Below are 26,314 nucleotides of genomic sequence, written 5' to 3'. Positions count from 1 at the left end.
CACCGCGCCATCCGAACGAAGAAGGACCATGACCGACCTGCCCGTCGACGTCGATTCCACCCCAGCACCCCAGCCCGTCGCCCGCGACGTGGAGGACAGCGAGTCGGTGCCCGTGGTGGGCTACACGCTCTGGGCCGTGTTCAGGCGCAATCCAGACGCGCCCCTCTCGGTCGACGGCTTCGACGTGCCCTCCGCGCTCGCCGAGCTCGACGAGGCGGTCGTCTCGATCGAAGAAGAAGACGTGATGGTGCGCGGCTTCTACGACGTGTCGGGCCTGCGCGCCGACGCCGACATCATGGTGTGGCTGCACGGCAGTGTGCCCGAGACCCTGCAGTGGGCGCTGCGCCAGCTGCGCCGCACCCGCCTGTTCACGCCGCTGCTGCCCACCTGGAACGCGATGGGCGTGCACCGCGACGCCGAGTTCTCGTCGAACCACCTGCCCGCGTTCATGCGCGGCAAGGAGCCCAAGGGCTGGCTGACCGTCTACCCCTTCGTGCGGTCGTACGAGTGGTACATCCTGCCCGAGGCCGAGCGCCGGCAGATGCTGGCCGACCACGGCCGCAAGGGCGCCGAGTACCGCTCGGTGCTCACCAATACGGTCGCCTCGTTCGCCCTGGGCGACTACGAGTGGATCCTCGCGCTCGAAGACGACGAACTGCTCAACCTGGTCGACCTCATGCGTCATCTGAGGGCGACGGATGCGCGCCTGCACGTGCGCGAGGAGGTGCCGTTCTTCACGGGCCGCCGCATCGACCTCGCCGAGATCGTCGAGGTGCTGCAGTGACGAGCCCGCTCGACATCGTGCCCGGCGCCAGCGCCGCGGCGGCGGGCGGGGCCGAGCACGTGGAGGAGCCGGTCGCCTACGACGCGATCCTGTTGGCCTCGTTCGGCGGCCCCGAGGGGCAGGACGACGTCATCCCGTTCCTCCGCAACGTCACCCGCGGCCGCGGCATCCCCGACGAGCGGCTCGAGGAGGTGGCCCACCACTACCGCGCCTTCGGCGGCGTGAGCCCCATCAACGCGCAGAACCGGCAGCTGAAGCTCGCCCTCGAGGCCGAGCTGGCCGCGCGCGGCGTCGACCTGCCGGTGCTCTGGGGCAACCGCAACTGGGACCCCTACCTGCGCGACGCCCTCACCGAGGCGCACGAGAAGGGCTACCGCTCGCTCATCGCCATCGCCACGAGCGCCTTCAGCTCCTACTCCAGCTGCCGGCAGTACCGCGAGGACTTCGCGATCGCCCTCGACGAGACGGGTCTCGCGGGCGAGATCACCATCGACAAGGTGCGCCAGTTCTTCGACCACCCCGGTTTCGTCACGCCGTTCATCGAGGGTCTGGAGGCGGCGCTCGCCGCCTTCGTCGAGGAGACGCCCCAGCTCGACCTCACGAGCGAGGTGGAGGTGCTGTTCACCACGCACTCCATCCCCACCGCCGACGCCGAGCGCTCCGGCCCCTCCTCGCGCGGATTCGGCGCGGAAGGCGCCTACGCGGCGCAGCACAAGGCCGTGGCCGAGGTGGTCATGGCTGCGGCGGCCGGTGCCGCCGACGTGCCGTGGCAGCTGGTGTACCAGTCCCGTTCGGGGCCGCCCAGCCAGCCCTGGCTCGAGCCCGACATCAACGACGCCATCGAGGAGCTCCCCGGTCGCGGGGTGAAGGCGGTCGTGATCGTGCCGCTGGGCTTCGTGAGCGACCACATGGAGGTGCTCTGGGACCTCGACAACGAGGCGCTCACGAGCTGTGCCGAACAGGGCCTGCGTGCCGTGCGCATCCCCACCCCCGGTGTCGACCCCGCCTACGTGAGCGGGCTCATCGACCTCGTGCTGGAGCGGGTGAACGGCACCCCCACGGCCGAGCGCCCGGCGCTCACCTCTCTCGGCCCTTGGTACGACGTGTGCCGGCCCGGCTGCTGCGAGAACGTGCGGCTCGGGTTCAAGCCCGCGCTGGCCGGTATCGCACCGTGACCTTCGGAGCGCCCCCGAGGGTGTGCGGATGGGTGAGAATCGTAGGGTGATGTCGAGCAGAACCCTTCGCGTCGCGACCCGGGGCAGTGCGCTCGCCCGAGCGCAGACCGGGCACGTGGTCGCCGCGCTCGTCGAGGCCTCCGGTGTCGACGTGGAGACGGTCATCGTCACCTCGGAGGGCGACCGATCCCGGGAGTCGCTCGCGAGCCTCGGCGGCACCGGCGTGTTCGCCAGCGCACTGCGCGAGGCCCTCGTGGCCGACGAGTGCGACCTCATCGTGCACTCCCTCAAAGACCTCCCGACGGCGCCCTACCCGGGTCTCGTGCTCGGTGCGGTGCCCGAGCGCGAAGACCCGCGCGACGCGTTGTGCACGCGCGACGGGCTCGGCCTCGACGAACTGCCCGAGGGCGCGCGGGTGGGTACCGGCTCGCCGCGCCGCGTCGCCCAGCTGCTCTCGCTCCGGCCCGACCTCGAGGTGGTCGACATCCGGGGCAATGTCGACAGCCGGCTGCGCCGTGTGCAGGAGGGCGACCTCGACGCCGTGGTGCTCGCGTCGGCGGGGCTTGCGCGGCTCGATAGGCTAGACGCAGCATCCGAACTCTTCGCGCTCGACCTGTGGCCCACGGCACCCGGTCAGGGTGCGCTCGCGATCGAGACCCGTGAGGGGGACAGCATTCCCGAGCTGCTCAGCATCGAACATGCCCCCACGCGCACGGCCGTGCTCGCCGAACGCGCGGTGCTCGCCGCGCTCGAGGCCGGATGCGCGGCGCCGGTGGGCGCGCGGGCGACGGTCTCGGGTGACGAGCTCACGCTCTCGGCCACGGTGTACCAGGCCGACGGGGCGGCCGAACTCGGCTGCGAGCGGTCGGCCCGGATGCTCGGTGACGACCTCGTGGTGGCCGAACTTCTCGGTCAGGCGGTGGCCACCCAGTTGCTCGACGACGGTGCGGCGGAGTTCGCACCCGTGGGCGGTGGGCGATGACGGCCTGGTCGCAGCGCCCGCTCGGCGGGTGGCGAATCCTGGTGCCGCGCGGCGGACCCTGGGGGCACGGTGTGGCGGCCGACCTGCGCGCGGTGGGTGCGCGGCCGATCGTGGCGCCCATGATCAACTTCGCGGCCACCGAAGACGCCGAGACCCTGCAGCGCGCGCTCGCGGCGCTCGCGGCCGGCTCGTTCGACTGGCTCACCATGACGAGTGCCACCACCGTCGACGTGCTCGCCGCCCACCAGGCCGTGGTGCCGCCCGAGACGCACATCGCCGCCGTGGGCGAGACCACCGCCGCCGCCCTCTCGGCCGCGGGCTACAAGGTCGACCTGGTGCCGCCGGAGGACAACTCCGCCAAGGGCCTGCTGCGCGAGCTCAAGCGCTTCGAGCAGTTCGGGCCCGAGCTGCGGGTGCTCACGCTGCGCAGCGACATCGCCAAGCCGGTGCTCACCGAGGGGCTCATCAAGCGCGGCCACACCGTGGAGTCGGTGGTGGCCTACCGCACCATCGGCGTGGAGGTCGACCCGCGCATCCGGGCCGACGTGGCCGCCGGGGCGATCGACGCCGTGTTCGTGACCTCGGGCTCGGTGGCCGAACAGGTGCAGAAGCAGCTCGGCCCCATCCCCGAGTCGACGCTGGTGGCAGCGATCGGCCCGCGCACGGCCGAGGACGCCACCACCTACGGGCTCCGGGTCGACGTGATCGCCAAGGGGCGCTCGGCCGAGTCGCTCATCAATGCCGTGATCGAGGTGGCCAACGCCCGGAGGGCGGCCGAGGGGCAGTAGCTCAGCCGGGCGATCTAGGCTGGAGGGCATGACCACCGGCTCCTTCGGCTCCTTTCCCGTGGTGCGTCCACGCCGGCTGCGCGGCACGCCCGCGATGCGGCGGCTCGTCGCCCAGACCCGGCTCGACCCGGCGCAACTCGTGCTGCCGCTGTTCGTGCGCGACGACATCGTCGAGCCGCAGCCGCTGCAGTCGATGCCCGGTGTCGTGCAGCACACCTTCGACAGCGTGAAGGCGGCGGTGACCGAGGCCGCCGAGCTCGGCCTCGGCGGGGTGATGCTGTTCGGGGTGCCCGCCGACTCGGCCAAGGACGGTTTCGGCACCGCCGCGACCGACCCCGATGGTGTGCTCAACGCGGCCACCCGAGTGGTCGCCGCCGAGGTGGGCGACGCCCTCGTGGTGCAGACAGACCTCTGCCTCGACGAGTTCACCGACCACGGCCACTGCGGCGTGCTCGCCGCCGACGGCTCGGTCGACAACGACGCCACCCTGGAGCGGTACCGCGACATGGCGCTGGAGCAGGCCAGGGCGGGTTCGCAGCTCCTCGGGCTCTCCGGCATGATGGACGGCCAGGTCGCGGCCGTGCGCGCGGCGCTCGACTCCGACGGGTTCGACGACGTCGCCGTCCTCGCCTACTCCGCGAAGTACGCCTCGGCGTTCTACGGCCCCTTCCGTGAGGCGGTGGGGTCGACGCTCCGTGGCGACCGCAAGACCTACCAGCTCGATCCGGCGAACCGTCGCGAGGGCCTGCGCGAAGCCGTGCTCGACGTGGAGGAGGGCGCCGACATCGTCATGGTGAAGCCGGCGCTGAGCTATCTCGACCTCGTCGCCGACGTGGCCGCCACCGTGCCCGTGCCGGTGTGGGCCTACCAGGTGTCGGGCGAGTACGCGATGATCGAGGCCGCGGCCGCGCACGGCTGGATCGACCGGGAGCGGGCGATCCTCGAGTCGATCACGAGCATCCGCCGGGCCGGCGCCGACGCCGTGCTCACCTACTGGGCCGTCGAGGTGGCCCGCGGACTGAAGGGTGCGGCATGAGCGGGCACACCACGAACGCCGCCGAGTTCGACCGCGCGCAGCAGTCGATCCCCGGCGGGGTGAACTCGCCCGTGCGGGCCTTCCGCTCGGTGGGCGGCACCCCGCGGTTCCTGGTGGCCGCGCAGGGTCCCTACGTCACCGACTCCGAGGGGCGCGACTACGTCGACCTGGTGGCCTCGTGGGGGCCGGCCATCCTCGGCCACGCGCATCCCGAGGTCGTCGCCGCGGTGCAGGAGGCGGCGGCGCGCGGGCTCTCGTTCGGAGCCACAACCCCGGCCGAGACCGACCTCGCCGAGCTCGTGCGAGAGCGCGTGGTGGCGGGCGGGGTGCACCCGGTCGAGAAGCTGCGGCTGGTCTCCACCGGCACGGAGGCCACCATGACGGCCATCAGGTTGGCCAGGGGCTACACCGGGCGCGAGCTGCTGGTGAAGTTCGCCGGCCACTACCACGGCCACTCCGACTCGCTGCTGGCCGAAGCCGGCTCCGGTCTCGCGACCCTGGCGCTGCCCGCCTCGGCCGGTGTGCCCGCGGCCGTCGCCGCACTCACGGTCGTGCTGCCTTACAACGACCTCGATGCCGTGCGGGCGCTGTTCGCCTCGCGGGGCGAGGAGATCGCCGCGATCATCGTGGAGGCGGCGCCGGCGAACATGGGAGTCGTACCGCCCGCGCCCGGGTTCAATGCCGCGCTGGCCGACATCGCGCATGCCCACGGGGCCCTGCTCATCGTCGACGAGGTGCTCACCGGGTTCCGGGTCGGCCCCGCGGGCTGGTGGGGGCTCGAGAACGTGGGCTCCCCGGTGGCCGAGGTGCATCAGGATGCGCCCGACGCGCACCACGTGCCGGCCTACGTCCCCGACCTGCTCACCTTCGGCAAGGTCGTGGGCGGGGGCATGCCGCTCGCCGCGCTGGGCGGCCGCGCCGAGGTGATGGACACGCTCGCCCCGCTCGGTCCCGTGTACCAGGCGGGGACGCTGTCGGGTAACCCGGTCGCCGTTGCCGCCGGGCTCACCACGCTGCGGCTGGCCGACTCCGCAGTGTACGAGGCGCTCGACCGCACCGCGGCCACCGTCTCGGCGGCGGTGTCGGAGGCGCTCGCCGACGCGGGTGTGGCTCACAGCGTGCAGCGGGCAGGGAGTCTGTTCAGCTTCACCTTCGGCTCGGCCGTGCCGCCGCGCGACTACGCCGACGTGCAGCGGCAGCAGGGCTACCGCTACGCCCCGTTCTTCCACGCCATGCTCGAGGAAGGGGTCTCGCTCCCGCCGTCGGTGTACGAGGCGTGGTTCGTGACGGCGGCGCACGATGAGGCGGCCGTGGCGCGCATCCTGGAGGCCTTGCCGAAGGCCGCCGCGGCGGCGGCCGCGGCCCAGGCGGAGGCTTGAGGCGTTCGGCAGACTGTCGGCCGAGAGACATTCCCGAATCGTTATAGGGGTCTCCCGGGCAATCGTGCCGTTCTCAGGCGGGCCACGGCAGGATAGAGGGCATGGCCGTTCTCTTCGTTCACACCGATCGACTCGAGATCCGTCTGACGCGCGCCGAGAAGCTCATCTCGTTCCGCCGCACCGACATCGTGGTGCCGCTGGAGAACATCCGCTCGGCCGCCCTCACCGACGACCCGTGGGTGTGGGTGCGCGGCATCCGGGCGCCCGGGGCGGCTATCCCGCTCACCCTCGCGGTGGGCACCTGGAAGTTCCACGACGGCAAGGACTTCCTGCTCGTCAAGGGCACCCGCACCTCGGTGGTGATCGACCTCGAGAACGACGAGTTCTCGCGCATCATCGTCACCACGGCGCACTCCGTGCAGCTGTTGCGCGCCCTGCGGCTGCCACCGCTCGAGGGGCGCACCGAGATCATCGACTAGAACTCACCGATTACCCATGAGATGAGTTATCATCACCACATGACTGGTGCTGTGAGTAATCATCAAGATATGGCGATGTTCCGTCGTCGTTTGATTCGCACCACGGCGGCCGTCGTCGCTGTCCTGGTCTCGGGCCTTCTCGCTCCGGCCGCCTCGTGGGCTCTGCCACGAGGCATTCATCTGACGCTTGTCGATGCGCGGTCCACTCCGCGACCCGCGACCAGCCTGGCAGATCTAGTGCTGGATGACTCGGGGAGTCGCGCCTACGCCGTCGATACCGAGGGCGGCCGCATCGAAGTCTTCGATGTGGCCGGAGATGCAGTTATGCACCGATCCACGGTGACGGTCGGGGCTGCACCAGTGGCGATATCGCTCGACAGGGCGTCTCAGAAGCTCTATGTGGCCGATCGAGTCGACAGCTCAATCCGAGTGATCGACACTAATCCGCTGTCGCCCACGTCGGAGACAGTCGTCACGTCCATACCTGTCGGGTCGCCCTCCTTCGCGGTGACCGTTGACGAGTCAGCGCGAGAGATGCACGTCACCGGTCCAAACTTCGCGCTCACGACGGTCGATCTCGACAGCGGCACGGTCACGAGTGTGCCGATCGGCATCGGCGCCAATCATCTCGCGGTCGATCCCGTCACGCATACCGTCTTCGCGGCGGGCTTCTCGTCGAACCTCCTGGTCGAGGTGAAGCCGGGGTCGTCGCCGGTGACGCACACGATGTCCGGAGAGGTGTCGCTTGTCGACTGGGTTGACACGCATCTGTATCTCGGGCTTCATGAGGTGGCCTCGAACGACAACTATCTTCAGCGATTCGACTCAGACCTGACTCTGCGGGCGACTTCTCCTTCGATGGGCTCTGCGCCCAGTGGCATCGCGATCGATCGTAGTGACGACGTGATACTCGTGGCGGTCGGTAGCCGGCGCATCAATTTCCTCCGTGCGAGCGGGCTGGAGGACGAGGGCTCGAACACAGCAACTCCGGTCGTCGCAGGAATCGCGATGGCCGCCGATTCGGAACGTCTTCTCACCCGTGGTGGCTCGACACTATCGATGTTCGACATCACGGTCGATCCGCCAATTGGAGTCTCTCGTCTTGGCGGATCCGACCGCTATGCGGCCTCGGCAGCGATCTCCGCTGACGCATTCGCCACGGGGGTAGGGGTGGCCTACATCGCATCGGGGGAAACATTCCCTGACGCTCTGGCCGCCTCCGCTGCCGCGGGGTTGCGTCGAGCCCCGCTCCTCCTGACCCCACGCGATGATGTGCCGGCCTCTATTCGCGCGGAACTTGGTCGTCTGAAACCGCGGAGCATCGTTGTGATTGGCGGTGAGCGGACGGTGAGCCCTGCAGTCATCAGAGAACTGGGTGACTACACGACAGGAGCCGTCGAGCGCATAGATGGGCCCGACCGATTCTCCGTGTCCGCTGCCGTCTCCGCCAGGACCTTTGCCTCAGGTGTTACGGTGGCGTACGTCGCGTCGGGGCGCGGCTATGCGGACGCACTATCCGCCTCGGCCGCCGCGGGAGCCGCCAAGGGGCCGGTCCTCCTGGTGGACACCAATTCGGTTCCTGAGGCTGTCCGCAAGGAACTCGCGCGGCTGAAGCCAGCAAGCCTTGTCATAGTCGGCGGTCGGAACTCCGTCTCAGAGGCCACTGCCAAAGACTTGGGCACTGTGGCCACCGTGACACGCATCGCCGGCGCGGATCGCTTCGAATCAGCGAGCGCGATCTCAAAGCTCGCGTTCCCCGCAGGAAGCGCCAGCGTCTACGTCGCCTCCGGCGAGAACTTTCCGGACGCACTCTCTGGGTCGGCTGCCGCTATTCGACGCGGGGCTCCCATTCTGCTCGTTGGAAAGAACGTGATCCCCCCTTCGGTTCGGGATGAGTTGACACGGCTTAAGCCTTTGCACATTGCGGTGCTGGGCGGCACAGAGACGGTATCCGATGCGGTCAAGTCGCAGTTGGGAGCGTACATCGCGCGGTGAGCCGGGGCAGGGAAATGGGCGGGTCGGAGTCGGGGCGGGCCCACTACGCTGGGACCGACTCGAGAGGATCCCGCCCGGTGGACACGACTGCACGCCTCAGCATCACGCACAACTCCCGCGATCTCGGAGGGTTGCCGATCTCGGGAGGCGGGTCGGTCGCGCCGGGCGTGCTGTACCGTTCCGACGCGCTGTCGACGCTCACCGAGGAGGGCGTCGCCGCCTTCGCGGAGCTCGGCATCGGCACCATCGTCGACCTCCGCACCGACGCCGAGCGGGCCAGGGCGGCCGACCACCTGCCGGCCGACGGCAGCGTGCTGATCGTGCCCCTGCCCGTGCAGGGTGGCGCGATGGACGAGCTCGTGCAGAGCCTGCTGCCCACGGCCGGCTCCGACACCGCGCTCAGCGACGAGCAGATCGCGGCGATCGCCGAGCAGATCCCCACCCTCGAAGACCTCTACCGCGCCATCCTCGGCAGCTCGGCCGTCCAGTTCGCCGAGGTGGCGCGCACCGTGATCACCGCGTCGGACACCGATCGGCCCGGAGTGGTCTTCCACTGCACGGCTGGCAAGGACCGCACGGGGCTCGCCGCCGCCCTGCTCCTCTGTGTGGCGGGCGTGCCGCGTGAGGCGATCGTCGCCGACTACGTGCAGACCGGCACCAACCTGGCCGGAGGGCTGGCGGAGGCGCTGATCGCCCTGGTCACCAGCCTCGGCGTTCCGCTCACCCCCCGGCTCCGCACGCTCGCGACCGAGTCGCCGGCCTCGGCGATCGAGGCCGCGCTCGACTGGGTCGCGGCCGAGCACGGCGATGCGGCCGGGTACCTGCGCTCGGGTGGGCTGACCGAGGCCGAGGTCGCGCGCCTGGCCGAGGTGCTGCGCGCCGGCTGACGCGGAGCGCGAGCTACCGGTTCGGGTCGACCACGGTGCGGCCGCGCACCTGGCCGGCGAGGATGCGCGGGGCGGCGTCGAGGGTCTCGGCGAGGCCGAGGGTGGTCGTCATGCCGTCGAGGGCCTCGAGGTCGAGCTCGGTGGCGAGGTCGTGCCACGCGCGCTGCCGCAGCGTCAGCGGTGCCTCGACCGAGTTCGCGCCGGTGAGCGTGACCGAGCGCAGGATGAACGGCATCACCGTGGTGGGCAGGTCGGCGCTCGCCGCGAGCCCGCAGGCCACCACGGTGCCGCCGTAGAGGGTCTGGGCGAGGATGTTCGCGAGGGCGGCGCCGCCCACGGAGTCGATCGCCCCCGCCCAGGCCTGGCTCTGCAGCGGCCTGCCCGGCTCGCCGAGGGAGGCGCGGTCGATCACCCGGGTCGCACCGAGCCCTTCGAGATAGCCGCCCTGTTCCTCGGCCCGGCCGGTGGAGGCGACGACCCGGTAGCCGCGGCCGGCCAGCAGCGAGATCGCCACCGAGCCCACGCCGCCGGCCGCGCCGGTGACCAGCACCTCTCCGTCATCAGGGGTGACGCGCGCGTCTTCGAGCGCCAGCACGGCGAGCATCGCGGTGAAACCAGCGGTGCCTATCGCGGCGGCCCGCCAGGGTGAGATCGCCTCGGGGAGGTGGAGCAGCGCATCCGGTCGCACCCGGGCACGGGTCGCGAAGCCCCCGTGGCGGAACTCGCCCAGGCCGTCGCCGTTGAGCACCACGAGATCGCCGGCCGAGAGCCGGGGCGAGCGGGATGCGGAGACGCGGCCCACGAGGTCGATGCCGGGCACGAGCGGCCACTCCCGCACCACGCCGGGCCGGCCCGCGAGGGCGAGCCCGTCTTTGTAGTTGAGGCTGGAGTAGAGCACCTCCACGTCGACGGCCTCCTCGCCGCCGGTGCCCTCGAAGAACTCGTCCTCGTCGATCTCGAGCAGGGTCGCGGGCTCGCCCTTCAGGGTCGAGACGATCGCCTGGGCCATGGTGCTCCTCCTCGTTCGGCTGCGGCAGCTGAGGTAGCTGTTCCGGCTATGACACGTCGCGGCGCCAGCTGGTGAAGAAACCGATCACCGTCGTCACCAGCGCATACGCGGCCAGTACGAGACCACCCTGCCACCACACGAGCCCGGTGCCCCCCGACATCGCGGTGTAGATGCTCGACCCCACCAGCGCATCGCTCGCCGACCCGGGGAGGTACTGCGCCACCTGCGCCGACCAGTCGGTGAAGCTCGCCCCGAGCCGCAGCAGCGGCTCGACGAACTGCGTGAAGGCCAGCACGATCACGATCGCGGCCACCTGGCTCGGCACGAGGGTGCCGAGGCCCACGCCGATGGCCGACCAGAGCGCCATGGCCAGGATGCTGCGGCCCACGAAGGCCCACACCTCCGGCTCGCCCAGCAGGGGGTCGACTCCGACGGCGGCCAGGATGCCCGCGCCGACGCCCATCGAGGCGGCCAGCGCGATCGCACCGAACGCGGCACCCGCCACCAGCAGGGTGACCAGCTTGCCGGTGAGCACGAGACCGCGCCGCGGGATGGCCAGGAAGGTGGGGGTGAGTGACTGGAAGCGGAACTCGCTCGTGACGGCCAGCGCCCCGAGCAGCACGGGGAAGACGTAGCCCACCGAGGTGGCGAAGCTGTAGACCAGCAGTGGGAGCTGGGCCTCGGGGATCTGCGGCCCGCTCGCCGCGCTGCCGAGTCCGCCCAGGATGGCGGCGATGCCGCCCGCGCAGAGGGCGACGTAGCCCGCCATGATGACGGCGAGCACCCACCACAGACGGGTGGTGAGGAGCTTCGTGGTCTCGGAGGCGATCGCGGTGGCGACGCTGGTGCGGGGGCGGCTCACAGCGCGCCCTCCTCTCCGACCAGGGTGAGGAACGACTCCTCGAGCCCGGTGCGTTTCTGCGAGAGGGCGGTGAGCGGTATGCCGGCCTCGAAGGCGAGCCGGCCGATCTCACCCGCCTCGGCGTTCTCGACCAGCACGCCCGAGCGCAGCGACGACACCTCGTAGCCGGCCGAGCGGATGACCTCGGCCAGGCGGTCGCGGTCATCGGCGTTCACCTGCACCTGCTTCGAGTCGGAGACGTCGAGGCTGGAGAGCTCGCCGCGGTGCACGAGCGAGCCGTGCGAGATGATGACGACCTCGTCGACGGTCTGCTGCACCTCGCTCAGCAGGTGCGAGCTGATGAGCACCGTGCGGCCCTCGGCGGCCATGCCGCGCAGCAGCAGCCGGATCCATTTGATGCCCTCAGGGTCGAGACCGTTGATCGGCTCGTCGAGCACGAGCACTCCCGGGTCGCCGAGGAGCGCGAAGGCGAGCCCCAGCCGCTGGCGCATGCCCAGCGAGTAGCCGCCCACGCGGCGGTTCGCGTAGGCCGAGAGCCCCACCCGCTCGAGCGCCGCATCCGGTGCCGTCTTCGGCAGGCCGGCGGCACGGGCGTAGACGGCGAGGTGGTTGCGGGCAGAACGCCCCGGATGGAAGCTGGCGGCCTCGAGCGAGGCGCCGACGGTGGTGAGCGGGGAGGGCAGGGCCGAGTAGGCGGTGCCGCCGAAGGTGGCCTGCCCGCTGGTGGGGCGGGTGAGGCCGAGCAGCATGCGCAGCGTGGTGGTCTTGCCCGCGCCGTTGGGGCCGAGGAAGCCGGTGACCTGCCCGGGCTCGACCGTGAGGGTGAGGTCGGAGACGGCGGCGACGGTGCCGAATCTCTTGGAGAGGCCTGAGAATTCGAGGGGTACGCCGGTGGGCATGGATCACGTGTCCTGTCGGTGTCCTGAGGATGAACGAGCGAGTCGTCTCGCTCTCCAGCCTAGGCGCGGCGCCTGGCGTTGTCACAGCTTTCACACAATCCTGAGACAATCCCCGTGTGACCGGAGTGCGACCGGCGCAGAAAGGGGCCTGCCCGATGGCGGTCGACCGCGACGCGGAGCTGGAGGACGCCGGGCTCGTCGAGCACATCAGGCGCCGCACGCTCCGCGGGTCGGTCGGGCTCGTCGTCGACAGCGCGTTCTTCTTCGTCGGCACGCTCTCGACCGGGTGGCTGGCCTTCCTCGTGGCCACGGAGTCGTTCGCCAAGGGGTGGCAGCAGCTGTGGTTCCTCGTGGTGTTCTGGCTCGTGGTGGCCTACCTGCTGCTGCCGCGGGTGCACAGCATCCTCACCCTGTTCTACGTGCCCGACTACTTCATCGGGCGGGCGAAGACGCGAGAGGGGCTGCTCGGAGACCCCGTGAACGTGGCGCTGCGCGGCACCGAGGAACAGGTGCACGAGGCCATGCGGCGGGCCGGATGGCACCAGGCCGACGACATGGGGCTCACCTCGGCGTTGCGCACGGTGCGCGCTACACTGCTGCGGCGCAGCTACCCGGGCGCACCGGTGTCGCGCCTGTACCTCTTCGGTCAGCTGCAGAGCTTCACCTACCAGCAGGAGGTGGAGGGCAACCCGGCCAAGCGGCACCACGTGCGCTTCTGGCGATGCCCGAAGGGATGGCGCCTGCCCGGCGGACACAAGGCGGACTGGATGGCCGCGGGCACCTACGACCGCAGCATCGGGCTGAGCTTCTTCACCCTGCAGATCACCCACCGCATCGACAAGGAGACCGACCGGGAGCGCGACCACATCGTCTCCACCCTCGCGGAGGGCAACGAGCGGGCGACCGTCAAGGTCATCCGCAACTTCTCGACGGGCTACCACCACGTGAACGGCGGGGGCGACGCCATCGTGACCGACGGCGACCTGCCGATCGTCGACCTGCGCAAGGTGCCGACGTGGGACGTGCAGGACCTCGAGGAGGAGCGGCCGGTGGCTCCGACCCCGGCCGCCGTGTTCTCGTCGAACCCGCTCGAGGGAGTGGGGCGGCCGGCGCCGATCTACCTGGGTGTGCTGCTCATGAGCCTCCGCATCATCTCGGGGCTCATCGCGCTCGCGGTGGTGGGGTTCACCCTGGGTGAGGGCGAGCTCGACTTCCGTACCCTCACCGGTGCGCTCACCCCGGCCGACGCGGCCTACCTCAACTCGGTCGTGACCGCGGCGTTCGTGACGGTCGGGCTGGCGGTCGTGGCGCTCTACGCGGTGCTCGCCTACCTCATCTACCACGGGCACAACTGGGCGCGCTTCACCGCGATGGGCATCAGCACGGCGGCAGTGGTAGTGACCGCGTTCGACTTCATCAACGGCGGGCCCGAGATCACGCTGCAGACCAACCTCGTGGGGCTGTCGTTCGACGTGCTGGTGCTGCTCGCGCTCTCGGGCACCGAGGCGCGCCGGTTCTGCCATCGGCAGGCCGAGCGGCGCCGTCAGCGGCGGGTGCAGCGGCGCCTGCTGCGGCTCAGGTGAGCACCTGGGTGCTAGCCGGGAGCGCGCCGCCGGCGTAGAGGGCGAGGGCGGACTCCTGCAGGGCGGTGAGCGCCACGCGCTGGGGCCAGGGACCGTAGGAGATGCGGGCGATGCCGAGGTCTTGGTAGCGCTGCGGGGCGAGTGAACCGGGCACGCCGATGACGCTCACCCTGCGTTCGCCGAGGCCTTCGACCAGGCGCCCGGCGGTGTGCTCGTCGACCAGGCCGGGCACGAAGACGCAGGCGGCACCGGCGTCGAGGTAGGCTCTCCCGCGCTCGATCGCGTCGTCGATGGCCTCGTCGAGCGGGCGGTCGCCGCGCTTGAGCAGGGCGTCGGTGCGGGCGTTGAGCACGAAGCGCACGCCCTCCGCCTCGGCGGCGCGCATCACCTCGGCCACGTTCTCGACCGACTCGATGTGGGGGCGCATGCCGTCTTCGAGATTCGCCCCCACGACCCCGACGCCGATGGCACGGCGCACGGTCTCGCCGGGATCGCCGTAGCCGCTCTCGAGGTCGGCCGACACCGGGAGCGAGGTGGACAGCGCGATGCGGCCGACCGCCTCGATCATGAGCGACACCGGGATGCGCTCGCCGTCTTCGTAGCCGTACGACGCCGCGATGGCGTGGCTGGCGGTCGCCAGCGCCTTCGTCTCGGGCAGGTCGGCCACCACCGTGGCGCTCGCGACGTCCCACACGTTCACCAGCGTGAGGATGTCGGGCGCGTGGTGCAGGGCGAGCAACGTGTCGGCGCGGTCGTGCACGAGCTCGTGGCTCGGGTGGGCGTAGCTCGGATCGTAGGAGTCGTACGCATCAGCCGAGGAGGGGACGGCCGAGGCGGGGCCGGTGGCGGAGGGGGCGGGGTCGGTGCTGTGCTCGCTCATGGCCCGAGCCTACGGGCGGGCGACCCGTCGCGGGTGCGCGGCCGGGAACCTGTGGACTATTCGTCCGCGCCGGCGTGCTGTGGACAACGGGGCGCGACAGTCGCGCATCCCTCGCACACCCCCAGCCTCACGCGGCATGACGGGTCGGCGCAGTTCTGCTGCCGGGAGGTGGGCGCGCCGCACGCGACGCAGCGGCCGAGCACTGTGGCCTCGGGGGTGAAGGCGATCGACTCGCGGCCGTCGAACACCGCCAGCGACCCGTGCCAGAGCCCTGAGTCGCCGAAGCGCTCCCCGTAGCGCACGATCCCGCCGTCGAGCTGGTACACGTTCTCGAACCCCCGGTCGCGCAGCAGCGCGGAGAGCACCTCGCAGCGGATGCCGCCCGTGCAGTACGTCACCACGGTCGACGTCTTCAGGTGGTCATACTCGCCCGAGTCGAGCACGCCCACGAAGTCGCGGGTGGTGGACACCTCGGGCACGATCGCGTTCTCGAAGCGGCCGATCGCGGCCTCCGAGGCGTTCCGCCCGTCGAAGAACACCACCTCCTCGCCCGCGGCCCGCCGTTCGTCGACGAGCGCGTGGAGCGCATCCGGATCGAGTCGCACGCCGCCGCCCACGACGCCGTCCGCGTCGACACGCAGCTGCTCGGGAGCGCCGAAGCTCACGAGCTCGTCGCGCACCTTCACGCTCAGCCGCGGAAAGTCGATGCTCGCGCGATACGGGGTGTGCCGCGAGGCAGGCCCGGCCTCGAGACCGGTGCCCTCGCTCCACTTCACGTCGAGCTCGCGGAAGGGTGCGAACTCGCGCGTCTTGCGTAGGTAGCGCTTCACGGCGTCGAGCTCGCCGCCGAGCGTGCCGTTGATGCCGTGGGGGGAGAGGATGACGCGGCCGCGGAGCCCCAGCGACTCGGCGAGGTCGCGCTGCCACAGCCGCACGGCCTCGGGGTCGGCCACGGGCGCGAAGACGTAGTAGAGGATGATCTTCGGGGTGGCCACCCGGCGATCTTAGTCGGGGGTCGCCGGATCGCCTCGGTGAGATCACCGCGCTGATTGTGCACATCCGCAACGTATCGCGCGCATCCGGTGCCGATCTCTACGATCGACCCGTGCACTTCTTCTTCAGAACGCTCTGGCAGGGGCTGCTCGCCCGCTTCCGCTCGCCGCTCGGCCTCTGGGACACGGCGAGCACCCCGTTCCGGGTGCTGCCCACCGACCTCGACGTGCTGCGCCACATGAACAACGGCGTCTACCTGTCCATCCTCGACATCGCGCGACTCGACCTCATGCTGCGCAGCCGCACCTGGCCGCAGCTGAAGGAGCGCGGCTGGTACCCGGTGGTGGTCTCCGAGACCATCTCGTTCCGGCGCTCGCTGCAGCTGTGGCAGCGCTTCACGGTGGAGACCCGCACGCTCGGTTTCGACGACCGGGCCGTCTACATGGAGCAGCGCTTCGTGGTGGGCGGGGAGGTGTACGCCCGCGCCTACATCAAGGCGCGCTTCCTCAAGCGCTCGGGCGGCATCGTGCCGATGGACGAGCTTCGTGCGCTGGCCGGGCTCGCGCCGGGCGAGTCGGCGCCCGGTCAGCTGGAGTCGTCGCGCATGCCTGCGTGGCTGCTCGAGTGGGGGCGGGATGCGCAACTGCCGTCGACGAAGACGCCGGCACCCAGCCGGTGGGAGGGCGAGTGACGCGCTGAGGCGCTGCTGCGGAGGCGCCTCCCGTTGAGGCGCTGTCGTCGAGATCCTCCGCTCAGACGGAGTCGAGGCGTTCTTCGAGCACCGCCATCGCCGCGCTGTGGCCGCCGAGGCCCGACACCGCGCCGCCGCGGCGGGAGCCCGATCCGCAGAGCAGGATGCGCGGGTGCCGCGTGGCGACGCCCCATCGCTCGGCGGCCGAATCCAGCTGCTCGCCGTCCTCGGCGAAGGGCCAGCCGAGTGCCCCGTGGAAGATGTTGCCGCCGGGCAGGGCGAGCGCCTCCTCGAGGTCTGCGGTGGTCTTGGTCTCGATGCACGGCCGGCCCCGCGAATCCGTCAGCAGCAGGGGCTCGATCGGCTCGCCGAGCACGCTGTCGAGCGACTCCAGAACCGCGCTCTGGAGCTGCTCGCGGTCGGTCGCACCCGCGAGCAGCAGCCTGTGCGGCACGTGCAGGGCGAACACGGTGAGGGTGTGGGCACCCGCCCGCTGTAGCTCGGACGAGAGGATGCTCGGGTCGGTGAGGGAGTGGCAGTAGATCTCGGCCGGGACGACGGCGGGCGGCGCTCCCGCCGCGGCCTCGGCGTGGGCGCGTTCGAGATCGCTCAGCCGTTCGTTGATGTGGAAGGTGCCGCCGAACGCGGCCTCGGGCGCGACGGCGGGGTCGCGGAGGACGGGCAGACGTGACAGCAGGAGGTTCACCTTCACCTGAGCACCTTCGGGCGCCGGCTCGCCGGGGGCGGTGCCGCCCGTCTCGCCGAGCAGCGCGTCGAGAACGGTCGGTGCCACGTTCGACAGGATGCGCGTGGCCGTCACCGTCACCTCGGCACCGGTCGAGGGGTCGAGGTAGACGACCTCGCCCTCGGGTGTGACGCGCACCACCTCGCAGTTCGTGCGCAGGCGGGCGCCGGCCAGCCGGGCGGCGCGTTCGAGCTCGCCGCTCACGGCGCCCATCCCGCCCTCCGGCACGTCCCAGTCGCCGGTGCCCTGCCCGATGACGTGGTAGAGGAAGCAGATGTTCTGGGCCAGCGAGTCGTCGTCGACGCTCGCGAAGGTGCCGATGAGGGCATCGGTGGCCACCACGCCGCGCACCAGGTCGTGGGTGAAGCGGCGACGGATGCTCTCGCCGAGCGGGCGCTCGAAGAACTCCTCCCAGAGGGCGTCGTCGCCGAGCATCCGCCGCGCCTCGGCTCGCGTGGGGAGCGGCTCGGCGAGGGTGGGCCAGAGCACCGTCGCGATACGGGAGAGGTCGGCGGCGAGGCGCTGGTAGGCGGCGTGGTCGGCCTCCGCGTCGATCGAGGCGAACGATGCCCGGGTGGCTGCGGAGTCGTCGTTGTCGATGAGGAGGCCGCCGGTACCGTGCGGCACGGGAGTGTAGGAGGAGTAGCGGCGGCGCTTGAGGGTGAGGTCGAGCCCGAGGTCGTCGATGATGCGCGGGGGCAGCAGGCTGACCAGGTAGGAGTACCGCGAGAGGCGCGCATCCATGCCCTCGAAGGCATATGAGGAGACCGCGGCTCCTCCGAGCTCCCCGGAGCGCTCGAGGAGCAGTACGGAGAGACCTGCCGAGGCCAGATAGGCGGCGGCGACCAGCCCGTTGTGTCCTCCACCGACGATCACGGCATCGAAGTTCTCCACAGCCTGCATGCCCTGAGCCTACTGGCGCGGTGCACGACCTATCCTCGGAGCATGACCGAGCCCCGCACCGCCTCACCGCAGCCCGCCCCCGCCGATCTCGGCGACGCGGCAGTGGCGCTGGCGCGGCAGTGGCTCGATGCGGCGGGGGCCGAGCAGCCCGACGCGGCGGCGCAGAGGCTCGCGGGGGTTCTGAAAGACCCTGACGGGCTCGACTTCACCCTCGGCTTCGTCGATGGCGTCGCCCGCCCTGAAGACCTGTTCGTCGCGGGCCGGAGCCTCTCGGGGCTCGCCGCGCACACTCCGCGCTTCCTCCCGGCGCCGTTGCGCGCCGCGGTCAGCGCGGGCGGCGCGATGGGCGAGGTAGTGCCCGGGGTCGTGGTGCCGATCGCGCGCAAGGTGCTGAGAGAGATGGTGGGGCACCTCGTGGTCGACGCGAGGCCGGCCAAGCTCGGTCCCGCCATCGCGAAGCTGCGGGAGCGGCCCGACGGGGGGTCGGTGCGCCTCAACGTCAATCTGCTGGGCGAGGCGGTGCTCGGCGAGCAGGAGGCGGCACGACGGCTCACCGGCATCACCAGGCTGGTGCAGCGTCCCGACATCGACTACGTGTCGGTGAAGGTGTCGTCGATCGCGGCGGGACTGTCGATGTGGGCCTTCGACGAGACGGTCGAGCGCGTGGTGCACACCCTCACACCGCTGTACCGGGTCGCCTCGCGCAAGGGGATCGTCGAGTCGCCCGAAGGTGCGGCCGGCCGCACCTTCCTCAACCTCGACATGGAGGAGTACCGCGATCTCGACCTCACCCTCGCGGTGTTCCAGAAGCTGCTCGACCAGGAGGAGCTGCTCGACGTGGAGGCAGGGGTCGTGCTGCAGGCCTACCTGCCCGACTCCTTCGACGCACTCCAGCGCCTGCAGGCCTGGGCGGCGGCGCGGCGCGCGCGGGGAGGCGCACCGGTGAAGGTGCGCGTGGTGAAGGGCGCCAACCTCGCCATGGAGCGGGTCGATGCGGCGCTGCACGGCTGGCCGCCCGCACCCTACGGCGAGAAGGTCGAGACCGACGCCAACTACAAGCGCATGCTCGAGTGGGCGCTGCGGCCAGGGCACACCGACGCCCTGCGCATCGGAGTCGCCGGCCACAACCTGTTCGACCTCGCCTGGGCGTGGTTGCTCGCGGAGAGCAGGGGTGTCACCGAGGCGATCGACGTCGAGATGCTGCTGGGCATGGCCACCGCTCAGGCCGAGGCCGTGCGGGCGACGGTCGGCTCCCTGCTGCTCTACACGCCGGTGGTCGCACCTGCCGAGTTCGACGTGGCCATCGGCTACCTGGTGCGGAGGCTCGAAGAGAACTCCTCGGCCGAGAACTTCATGTCGTCGCTGTTCGACATCGGGGTCGACCCCGCGGTGTTCGCGAAAGAGCGTGACCGCTTCCTCGCCTCGCTCGAGCTCTTCGCCGACACCGACGACGAACCAGGGCCGCCGCATCGCACGCAGAACAGGCTCACCGACGACCTGGTGCGGGTGTCGGGGGAGTTCCACAACACGCCCGACACCGATCCGTCGCTGGCCGGCAACCGCGAGTGGGGGCGCCGAATCCTCGCGCGCGTGGCCGCCGCCGGTGAGGAGCACGATCTGGGCGAGGACACCCTTCGCGCGAGCCGGGTCGACGATGTGCAGCGACTCGACGAGGTGCTCGCCCGCGCGGTGGTGGCCGGTCGCGAGTGGGGTGAGCGTTCCGCCGAGGAGCGGGCCGGATATGTGCGCCGCGCCGGCTACGCTCTGGAGGCCGATCGTGATCGGCTCGTCGAGGTGATGGTCGCCGAGACGGGCAAGACCCTCGACCAGGCCGACCCCGAGGTGAGCGAGGCGGTCGACTTCGCCCACTATTACGCCCAGAGCGCCCTGGAACTCGACCGGGTCGACGGCGCGCGGTTCGTGCCGGTGGCGGTCACGCTCGTGGCACCACCCTGGAACTTCCCCGTGGCCATTCCCGCCGGGTCGATTCTCGCGGCGCTCGCCGCGGGGAGCGCGGTCGTGGTGAAGCCCGCGCCGCAGTCCCGCCGGTCAGCCGCGGTACTGGTCGAGGCTCTGTGGGCCTCCGGGGTCCCGCGCGAGGTGCTCACGCTGGTCGACGTCGAGGAGGGGGAGCTCAGCCGGGCGCTCGTGGTCGACGAGCGCGTCGAGCGGGTGCTGCTCACCGGGTCGTACGAGACCGCCGAGCTGTTCCGCTCGTGGCGGCCCTCGCTCGCCCTGCACGCGGAGACCAGCGGCAAGAACGCGATCGTGGTCACGCCGAGTGCCGACCTCGATCTGGCGGTGGCCGACATCGTCGCGAGCGCCTTCGGGCACGCGGGGCAGAAGTGCTCGGCGGCGAGCCTCGTCATCCTGGTGGGGTCGGTGGCGCGGTCGAAGCGGTTCCGGCGGCAGCTCGTCGATGCGGTGCGGTCCTTGCGCGTCGGTCCGGCATCCGATCCCCTGTCACAGGTGGGCCCTCTCGTCGAGCCGGCCGAGGGGAAGCTCCTCGAGGCTCTCACCACCCTCGGCGGGGGAGAGAGCTGGCTGGTCGAGCCGAAGAAGCTCGACCCTGAAGGCCAGACCTGGAGCCCGGGACTGAAGCAGGGTGTGCTGCCGGGATCGGCCTTCCACCTCACCGAGTACTTCGGGCCGGTGCTCGGCATCATGCACGTCTCCACCCTCGAGAAGGCCATCGAACAGCAGAACGCCGTGGAGTTCGGGCTCACCGCCGGGCTGCACTCGCTCGACCCCGAGGAGATCGAGCGGTGGATCGCGGGTGTCGAGGCTGGAAACCTCTACGTCAACCGTGGCATCACCGGCGCGATCGTGCGCCGTCAGCCGTTCGGTGGCTGGAAGCGCTCGGTCGTGGGTCCGGGTGCCAAGGCCGGTGGGCCGAACCATCTCATCCGGCTGGGTTCGTGGGAGAACGAGCCAGGCGAGTCGAGCGACGGACTCAGTCTGGCCGGGCTCGATCCGCGGGTGGTCGCACTGCTGGAGGCCTCCACGGCCGGCTTGGAGTGGAGCGACTTCGATGCCGCACGCCGGGGGGCCAAGAGCGACGAGGCGGTGTGGCGCACGGCCTACGCCGCCGCCGACCCCTCGGCGCTCGGGGTCGAAGCCGACGTGCTGCGCTACCGGGCGGTTCCGGTGGCCATCAGGCTGGCCGAGGGCCGGCCGCTGCACGAACTCGTGCGGGTGCTGGCGGCCGCGACCCTGGCCCGGTCGGCGGTCAGCGTGAGTTCGGCGCTCAAGCTGCCGAAACCGCTGCGGCTGCACCTCAAGGAGCGGGGCATCACGGTGGTCATCGAGAACGACGAGGCCTGGCTGAGGCGGGTCGACGCCCTGGTCGGGTCTGGCCGCGGCGACGCCGCTGCAGGGGTGGATGCGCAGGGCGGCGTCGGCCGGGTACGGTCGATCGGTGGAGACGCGGCGGCGCTTTCCGAGGCGCTCCACGGCCGGTGCGACGTCGCGGTGTACGCGGGCGAGGCCACGCGTTCGGGCCGCATCGAGTTGCTGCCGTTCCTCGTTGAACAGTCCGTCAGCGTCACCGATCACCGCTTCGGCACGCCCACCGGGCTCGGCGCGCGGTTGTTCCCCACCGTCTACGGCGGCTGACGCCCCGCTGCGCACCGAGGCGCACCGGCGAGGTCAGGCCGACGGCGAGCGGAGCGCCGCCTCCACCAACTCCACGGCGTGATCGGCAGGGATGCCGAGCGCGGCAGCCCGGTCGGCGTAGGCGCGCGCGGCCCGCTGCAGCTCGCGCCGGGCCGGTGAGCCCGTGGTCGAGACGAACGAGCCGAGGCGCCCCCGGGTCTCGATCACCCCGTCGGCCTCCAACTCGCGATAGCTGCGCGCGACCGTGTTGACGGCGAGACCCAGCTCCCCGGCCAGCGCCCGCACCGTGGGCAGCCGGGCCCCCGCAGCCAGTTCGCCGCTCTCCACGGCGTCGCGCATCCGCACCCGCAGCTGTTCGAACGGCGGCGTCGACGCTGACGGGTCGATCTCGACCGCGATGCCGAGCAGCTCTGCCACGGTCGGCCTCAGCGCCGGATGAGGTTGGAGAGCACGATCGCGCTCCGCGTGTGGTCGACGTTGGGGGCGATGCGCACGCGCTCCAGCGCGTCTTCGAGACTCGGGATGTCGCGCGAGCGGATGTGCACGATCGCGTCCGCGCTGCCCGTGACCGTCCCCGCGTCGACCACCTCGGGCACCCCCGAGAGGATGCGTTTGAGCTCGGCCGGCGCCACGGTGCCGCGGCAGAACAGCTCCACGTAGGCCTCCGTCACCGAACCGTCGAGGGCGGGGTTCAGCTGGATGGTGAACCCCGTGATGATGTTGTCGGCCACGAGCCGATCGATGCGGCGCTTCACGGCGGAGGCCGAGAGGCCCACCACCTGACCGATGTCGCCGTAGCCGCTGCGCGAGTTGATCTTGAGGAGATCGATGATGCGGTGATCGAGGGCGTCCATTCCGCTGATGGTACGCCATCGCGCCCGTCGACCGAGCTGTATTCAAGCCCGGCTACACTGGAGTCGGAAGGTGGGTGGACATGGCGGCAGCGGAATCGAGTACGAGGGTCGACGACGCCTACGAATGGCTGCTCGCCGAGATCACGGGCTTCCGGTTGCGCTCCGGCTCACCGCTGTCAGAGAACCGGCTCGCGCAGCAGCTCGGCATCTCCCGCACTCCGGTGCGCGAGGCCCTGCAGAGGCTCGAGAAAGAAGGGCTGGTCAAGCGCACCGACAACGCGCGCTTCACCGTGTCTCAGCTCACCGCGACCGAGGTGAACGACGCCTGCGACCTGCTCGAGCTGCTCGACACCTACATCTGCCGCAAGGCGGCCTCCACGCTCACCGACGCCGACGCGGCCGTGCTGAAGGGCTACGTCGACGACATGTATGCGGCGGCCGGGCGCGACGACCGCGCCGCCTGGGCGCTGGCCGACCAGCTGTTCCACCGCTCCGCCAACGCCCTCGCCGGTAACGTGCTCGTGGCCGAGACCGTGCGCGAGACCCGCCGCCGCATCCAGCGCTTCTGGCTGCGCGCCGCCTCGCTGCAGAGCCGCCTGCGCTCCTGTGCAGAGGAGTACGACGAGCTCTACCGCGCCATGGTCGCGAACGACGCCGCCGCCATCGAGCCGGCCGTGAAGAAGCACATCGGCCACATGCGCGAGCGCATGCTCGAGATGATCGCCGCCGCCGCCATCCTGCTCGGCGACGACTGACGGGCGACCGCGCCAGCCCGCGGCAGGTCCCGACGACCGTGCCGCCGAGGTCCTGCCCCCACCCGCCCTACCGCACCACGCGCAGCTTCACCGAGTACGAGATCGACGCCGCGAGCAACCGCTCCGCCGGCAGCACGCCGGGCCCGCACGACCCCGACCCGAGCCCGTTCTGCCCGTGGTCGAGATTCACCCAGAGGGTGTCGCCCGCCACCAGGTCGAACGGATGCGCGGCCGCCGCGAGATCCTCCGAGGTCCACCGCCTGGCCGAGAACTCGAACGACGGGGCCCCTGCCACCTCGATCGCGGGCACGCCGTCGCCCGACAGCGTCGCCCACCGTACATCCCGCCGGTTGCCGTTCTCCTGCGGAAACACGTACGGAGTCTGCAACTGCTCCACGGTGTGCTGCCAGCGCCCGAGCCGAACCCCGTGGTCGCTGTCGGCGTACGACTCGCCTGGCCCGGCCCCGAACCAGTCGACGGACGAGTACGCGGCCGGCAGCCCGAGCCGCAGACCGAAGCGCGCGAGGGGGACGTCCCAGGCGCCGTCGGGCCGCGCGTCGACGTCGAGGTCGAGGCGGTCCTCGCTCGTCGACGTCCAGCGGAGGCTCACGTGGTAGCCCAGGTCGCTCGCCGCGAAACCGAGGCGCCCGTGCACCTGCAGCCCACCTGGTCCGGGCGCGACCTCGCTCACCCTGAACTCCGGGCGGTCGAGACCGATCTGGCGCCAGCGCGGCTCCAGCGGGTCCCACGAGAACGAGCGGTCGTTGTCGATCGGCGCCCGCCAGGTGTCGAGTCGGGCCGACGACACCGGCACCCCGCCGAGGGTGCGCAGCTCCCCCATGCGGGCGTCGAACACGCCGGCACCGAGCGTCACGACCCCGTCGCGTTCACGCGCTTCGAGCATCCCGGGCCCCGATTCGCCGCTCGCCGATGCGGCCATCGCGCGAGGAGCCTCGTACTGGGCGAGCACGATCTCGTGTCCGGCATCCGCCCACGCTGCATCCGACGACAGCGCCACGGATGCGGTGACCAGCTCGCCGGCCCGGAGGGCGCCCACGGGCAGTTCGACGGTCGACCCCGGCGCCACCTCGCCGAGGCCGACCAGCTCGGAGGACACCACCTCGCCGTCGCGCGAGACGACGAGCTCGAGGCGGAGGCCGTCGAGCCCGACATGGTCGTGATGGTTGGTGACCGCGAGACGACGACCGTCGCCCGAGAAGCGGAGCTTGACCGGCGCGTAGACCGCCTTCACCTCGGCCAGCGCGGGAGAGGGCGTGCGGTCGGGAAAGACGATGCCGTCGGCCACGAAGTTCCCGTCGTGCATCCGCTCACCGAAGTCGCCGCCGTAGGCGAAGAACTCGGTGCCGTCGTCGCGCACCTGACGGATGCCCTGGTCGCACCACTCCCAGATGAAGCCGCCGGCCAGCCTGGGGTGCTTCTCGAACACCTCCTGGTAGTCGGCGAGGCCGCCGGGCCCGTTGCCCATGGAGTGCGCGTACTCGCAGAGCACGAAGGGCATGGCGCGCCGGCGGGCGTCGAGGTCGGGGTCGGCGAGCGGATCCTCCTGGCCGCGGCCGATGCGGTCGAGCTCGGCCTGTGTCGTGTACATGCGGCTGTAGACGTCGACGTACTCGCAGGTCCAGTCGCGCTCGTAATGGAGGGGCCGGGTGGAGTCGATCTCCTTGGCCGCCCGCGCCATCGAGCCGAGGTTGGGGCCCGAACCGCACTCGTTGCCGAGCGACCACATGATGACGCTCGGCCGGTTCTTGTCCCGATGCACCGTGCGGCGCATCCGGTCGACCATCGCCTCTTCCCAGCGCGGGTCCTCCGGCGGGTTGCCCCGCAGCTCGTGGAACCAGTCGATGGGGAAGAACCCGTGGGTCTCGATGTCGCACTCGTCGATCACCCAGAGCCCCAGTTCGTCGCAGAGCTCGAGGAAGACGGCCTGCGGCGGGTAGTGACTGGTGCGCACGGCGTTGATGTTGTGCTGCTTCATGAGCACGATGTCGCGCCGCATCGACTCGACCGTCACCACGCGACCCGTGTCGGGGTCGAAGTCGTGGCGGTTCACGCCACGGAAGAGCACGGGGGCGCCGTTCACCTCGAACACGCCGTCGACGATGGCGACGGTGCGGAACCCGATGCGCAGCGAGATCGACTCGCCCGCGCTGCTGAGCGTGCCGGAGTAGAGGCGCGGCGACTCCGCCGACCATGGCTCGACCGCGATCCGCACCTCTTCGCCCGCGGGCACGTCGATGCCGAGTTCGGGCACCACCACACGCGCGGATGCGCCGGATGCCTCGGAGAGCACGGCATCGACCCTCAGCGTGCCGAGCCCGCTGACATGGTCGTACGAAGCGTGCACCACGTGGTCGTCGATGGCGCCGGCCGGGCGGGCCAGCAGCGTCACGCTCCGGAAGATGCCCGACAGCCACCACATGTCCTGATCTTCGAGGTAGGTCGCGGCCGACCACTGGTGCACCCGCACGACCAGCTCGTTCTCGCCGTCGGTGCGCAGCGCATCCGTCACGTCGAACTCGACCCGCAGGCGGCTGCCCGTCGTCACCCCGAGCTCGTGCCCGTTGAGCCAGATGCGACCGCAGGAGTCGATGCCGTCGAAACGCAGCAGCACGCGCTCGCGCTGTGCCGGCGTCCACTCCGCCGGCACGGTGAACGACACCCGGTAGTCGCCGGTCGGGTTCGCCCGCGGCACGTGCGGCGGATCGACCGGGAAGGGATAGGCGCGATTGGTGTACCAGGGCGCTCCATGTCCATTGAGCTGCCAGTGCGCGGGCACCGCGAGGTCGCCCCACCCGCTCTCGGCGCTGTCGTCGACCGGTGCGTCGACACCCTGCACCGGCGCATCCGGATCGTGGTGCAGCCGGAAGCGCCACACACCGTCGAGCGAGAGTTCAGGGGCGTCGGATCGCGCCTGGGCGCGAGGCGGCAGACCGCCGGTGCGCCGGCCGAACTGCTCGTAGTAGGGGAGTGCGGGAAGAGCGGTGGTGCTGGTCATCGAC

The 26,314-nt window shown here is 71.0% G+C and carries 22 protein-coding genes; 13 read left to right on the top strand and 9 right to left on the bottom strand.

Features of this window, described 5'->3' with window-relative positions:
* Positions 1-28: 28 nt before the first annotated feature.
* The 9 genes from hemQ (at position 29) to N1031_RS03630 (ending at position 9,505) form a co-directional block, all read left to right on the top strand.
* Complete coding sequence (gene hemQ / locus N1031_RS03670) at positions 29-784, top strand: hydrogen peroxide-dependent heme synthase (protein ID WP_259478235.1); 756 nt, start codon at positions 29-31, stop codon at positions 782-784.
* Positions 781-1,959, top strand: coding sequence for a ferrochelatase (locus N1031_RS03665; RefSeq protein WP_375163603.1), 1,179 nt, complete (start codon positions 781-783; stop codon positions 1,957-1,959). Before hemQ ends, N1031_RS03665 begins: the two co-directional genes overlap by 4 nt.
* Before the next feature lie 49 nt (positions 1,960-2,008).
* On the top strand, positions 2,009-2,941 hold the full coding sequence (hemC, locus tag N1031_RS03660; protein WP_259478512.1) for a hydroxymethylbilane synthase: 933 nt from the start codon (positions 2,009-2,011) through the stop codon (positions 2,939-2,941).
* On the top strand, positions 2,938-3,729 hold the full coding sequence (locus N1031_RS03655; RefSeq protein ID WP_259478234.1) for a uroporphyrinogen-III synthase: 792 nt from the start codon (positions 2,938-2,940) through the stop codon (positions 3,727-3,729). Before hemC ends, N1031_RS03655 begins: the two co-directional genes overlap by 4 nt.
* 28 nt (positions 3,730-3,757) lie before the next feature.
* Complete coding sequence (hemB, locus tag N1031_RS03650) at positions 3,758-4,765, top strand: porphobilinogen synthase (RefSeq protein WP_259478233.1); 1,008 nt, start codon at positions 3,758-3,760, stop codon at positions 4,763-4,765.
* On the top strand, positions 4,762-6,144 hold the full coding sequence (gene hemL / locus N1031_RS03645; RefSeq protein WP_259478232.1) for a glutamate-1-semialdehyde 2,1-aminomutase: 1,383 nt from the start codon (positions 4,762-4,764) through the stop codon (positions 6,142-6,144). Before hemB ends, hemL begins: the two co-directional genes overlap by 4 nt.
* Positions 6,145-6,245: 101 nt before the next feature.
* Positions 6,246-6,623, top strand: a complete 378-nt coding sequence (locus N1031_RS03640) for a hypothetical protein (RefSeq protein ID WP_259478231.1) — start codon at positions 6,246-6,248, stop codon at positions 6,621-6,623.
* 39 nt (positions 6,624-6,662) lie between these two features.
* Positions 6,663-8,618 carry a cell wall-binding repeat-containing protein gene (locus tag N1031_RS03635; protein ID WP_259478230.1) on the top strand — a complete coding sequence of 652 codons (1,956 nt, stop codon included), beginning with the start codon at positions 6,663-6,665 and terminating at the stop codon, positions 8,616-8,618.
* Between the two features lie 77 nt (positions 8,619-8,695).
* A complete protein-coding gene (locus tag N1031_RS03630; RefSeq protein ID WP_259478229.1) occupies positions 8,696-9,505 on the top strand; it encodes a tyrosine-protein phosphatase in 810 nt (269 codons plus the stop codon).
* 13 nt (positions 9,506-9,518) lie between these two features.
* Here N1031_RS03630 and N1031_RS03625 read toward each other — a convergent pair whose 3' ends face one another.
* Genes N1031_RS03625 through N1031_RS03615 form a run of 3 tightly spaced genes read right to left on the bottom strand, consistent with a single transcriptional unit; the run spans position 9,519 to position 12,275 of the window.
* Positions 9,519-10,514, bottom strand: coding sequence for an MDR family oxidoreductase (locus N1031_RS03625; RefSeq protein ID WP_259478228.1), 996 nt, complete (start codon positions 10,512-10,514; stop codon positions 9,519-9,521).
* A gap of 46 nt (positions 10,515-10,560) precedes the next feature.
* Complete coding sequence (locus N1031_RS03620) at positions 10,561-11,376, bottom strand: ABC transporter permease (RefSeq protein ID WP_259478227.1); 816 nt, start codon at positions 11,374-11,376, stop codon at positions 10,561-10,563.
* Positions 11,373-12,275 (bottom strand): ABC transporter ATP-binding protein, encoded by a 903-nt coding sequence (locus N1031_RS03615; RefSeq protein ID WP_259478226.1) that lies wholly within the window; start codon positions 12,273-12,275, stop codon positions 11,373-11,375. The genes N1031_RS03620 and N1031_RS03615 overlap by 4 nt, the downstream gene beginning before the upstream one ends.
* A gap of 116 nt (positions 12,276-12,391) precedes the next feature.
* On the opposite strand from N1031_RS03615, the gene N1031_RS03610 reads away from it, so the two are divergent.
* Entirely contained in the window at positions 12,392-13,858 is a 1,467-nt protein-coding gene (locus N1031_RS03610; RefSeq protein ID WP_259478225.1) for an LssY C-terminal domain-containing protein, read from the top strand.
* On the opposite strand, the gene N1031_RS03605 is transcribed toward N1031_RS03610, so the two are convergent.
* Entirely contained in the window at positions 13,851-14,738 is an 888-nt protein-coding gene (locus N1031_RS03605; protein WP_259478224.1) for an isocitrate lyase/PEP mutase family protein, read from the bottom strand. The two genes, N1031_RS03610 and N1031_RS03605, sit on opposite strands and share 8 nt — an antisense overlap.
* Before the next feature lie 56 nt (positions 14,739-14,794).
* A complete protein-coding gene (gene trhO, locus N1031_RS03600; protein ID WP_259478223.1) occupies positions 14,795-15,733 on the bottom strand; it encodes an oxygen-dependent tRNA uridine(34) hydroxylase TrhO in 939 nt (312 codons plus the stop codon).
* A 110-nt stretch (positions 15,734-15,843) separates the two neighbouring features.
* Between trhO and N1031_RS03595 the strand changes: the two genes are divergently transcribed.
* A complete protein-coding gene (locus N1031_RS03595) occupies positions 15,844-16,422 on the top strand; it encodes an acyl-CoA thioesterase (protein WP_259478222.1) in 579 nt (192 codons plus the stop codon).
* A 61-nt stretch (positions 16,423-16,483) separates the two neighbouring features.
* Here N1031_RS03595 and N1031_RS03590 read toward each other — a convergent pair whose 3' ends face one another.
* The gene (locus tag N1031_RS03590) at positions 16,484-18,070 is read right to left on the bottom strand and encodes a phytoene desaturase family protein (RefSeq protein WP_259478221.1); all 1,587 of its coding nucleotides are present in this window, start codon (positions 18,068-18,070) and stop codon (positions 16,484-16,486) included.
* 42 nt (positions 18,071-18,112) lie between these two features.
* Here N1031_RS03590 and N1031_RS03585 point away from each other — a divergent pair, with 42 nt between their 5' ends.
* A complete protein-coding gene (locus N1031_RS03585) occupies positions 18,113-21,685 on the top strand; it encodes a bifunctional proline dehydrogenase/L-glutamate gamma-semialdehyde dehydrogenase (protein WP_259478220.1) in 3,573 nt (1,190 codons plus the stop codon).
* A 33-nt stretch (positions 21,686-21,718) separates the two neighbouring features.
* Here N1031_RS03585 and N1031_RS03580 read toward each other — a convergent pair whose 3' ends face one another.
* Together N1031_RS03580 and N1031_RS03575 are read right to left on the bottom strand one after the other, a co-directional pair.
* Positions 21,719-22,102, bottom strand: coding sequence for a GntR family transcriptional regulator (locus N1031_RS03580; RefSeq protein WP_259478219.1), 384 nt, complete (start codon positions 22,100-22,102; stop codon positions 21,719-21,721).
* Between the two features lie 8 nt (positions 22,103-22,110).
* The gene (locus tag N1031_RS03575) at positions 22,111-22,539 is read right to left on the bottom strand and encodes an Lrp/AsnC family transcriptional regulator (RefSeq protein WP_259478218.1); all 429 of its coding nucleotides are present in this window, start codon (positions 22,537-22,539) and stop codon (positions 22,111-22,113) included.
* A gap of 80 nt (positions 22,540-22,619) precedes the next feature.
* Between N1031_RS03575 and N1031_RS03570 the strand changes: the two genes are divergently transcribed.
* Positions 22,620-23,294, top strand: coding sequence for a GntR family transcriptional regulator (locus tag N1031_RS03570; RefSeq protein WP_259478217.1), 675 nt, complete (start codon positions 22,620-22,622; stop codon positions 23,292-23,294).
* Between the two features lie 67 nt (positions 23,295-23,361).
* Here the strand turns inward: N1031_RS03570 and N1031_RS03565 are convergent, their stop codons facing one another.
* Positions 23,362-26,310: a glycoside hydrolase family 2 TIM barrel-domain containing protein gene (locus N1031_RS03565; protein ID WP_259478216.1), complete on the bottom strand. Its 2,949-nt coding sequence runs from the start codon at positions 26,308-26,310 to the stop codon at positions 23,362-23,364.
* Positions 26,311-26,314: the final 4 nt, after the last annotated feature.

The organism is Herbiconiux moechotypicola, assembly GCF_024979255.1.
GTDB classification, from domain to species: Bacteria; Actinomycetota; Actinomycetes; order Actinomycetales; family Microbacteriaceae; genus Herbiconiux; species Herbiconiux moechotypicola.
This window is presented reverse-complemented; position numbering and strand designations above follow the sequence as displayed.

Bases quoted from the DNA above. Each gene is read 5' to 3' on its own strand.
- N1031_RS03625 (WP_259478228.1), bottom strand. From the start codon at position 10,514: ATGGCCCAGGCGATCGTCTCGACCCTGAAGGGCGAGCCCGCGACCCTG.
- N1031_RS03590 (WP_259478221.1), bottom strand. From the start codon at position 18,070: ATGCAGGCTGTGGAGAACTTCGATGCCGTGATCGTCGGTGGAGGACAC.
- N1031_RS03640 (WP_259478231.1), top strand. From the start codon at position 6,246: ATGGCCGTTCTCTTCGTTCACACCGATCGACTCGAGATCCGTCTGACG.
- hemQ (WP_259478235.1), top strand. From the start codon at position 29: ATGACCGACCTGCCCGTCGACGTCGATTCCACCCCAGCACCCCAGCCC.
- N1031_RS03565 (WP_259478216.1), bottom strand. From the start codon at position 26,310: ATGACCAGCACCACCGCTCTTCCCGCACTCCCCTACTACGAGCAGTTC.
- N1031_RS03585 (WP_259478220.1), top strand. From the start codon at position 18,113: ATGACCGAGCCCCGCACCGCCTCACCGCAGCCCGCCCCCGCCGATCTC.
- N1031_RS03655 (WP_259478234.1), top strand. From the start codon at position 2,938: ATGACGGCCTGGTCGCAGCGCCCGCTCGGCGGGTGGCGAATCCTGGTG.
- N1031_RS03570 (WP_259478217.1), top strand. From the start codon at position 22,620: ATGGCGGCAGCGGAATCGAGTACGAGGGTCGACGACGCCTACGAATGG.
- hemL (WP_259478232.1), top strand. From the start codon at position 4,762: ATGAGCGGGCACACCACGAACGCCGCCGAGTTCGACCGCGCGCAGCAG.
- N1031_RS03615 (WP_259478226.1), bottom strand. From the start codon at position 12,275: ATGCCCACCGGCGTACCCCTCGAATTCTCAGGCCTCTCCAAGAGATTC.
- hemC (WP_259478512.1), top strand. From the start codon at position 2,009: ATGTCGAGCAGAACCCTTCGCGTCGCGACCCGGGGCAGTGCGCTCGCC.
- N1031_RS03635 (WP_259478230.1), top strand. From the start codon at position 6,663: ATGACTGGTGCTGTGAGTAATCATCAAGATATGGCGATGTTCCGTCGT.
- N1031_RS03605 (WP_259478224.1), bottom strand. From the start codon at position 14,738: ATGAGCGAGCACAGCACCGACCCCGCCCCCTCCGCCACCGGCCCCGCC.
- N1031_RS03575 (WP_259478218.1), bottom strand. From the start codon at position 22,539: ATGGACGCCCTCGATCACCGCATCATCGATCTCCTCAAGATCAACTCG.
- hemB (WP_259478233.1), top strand. From the start codon at position 3,758: ATGACCACCGGCTCCTTCGGCTCCTTTCCCGTGGTGCGTCCACGCCGG.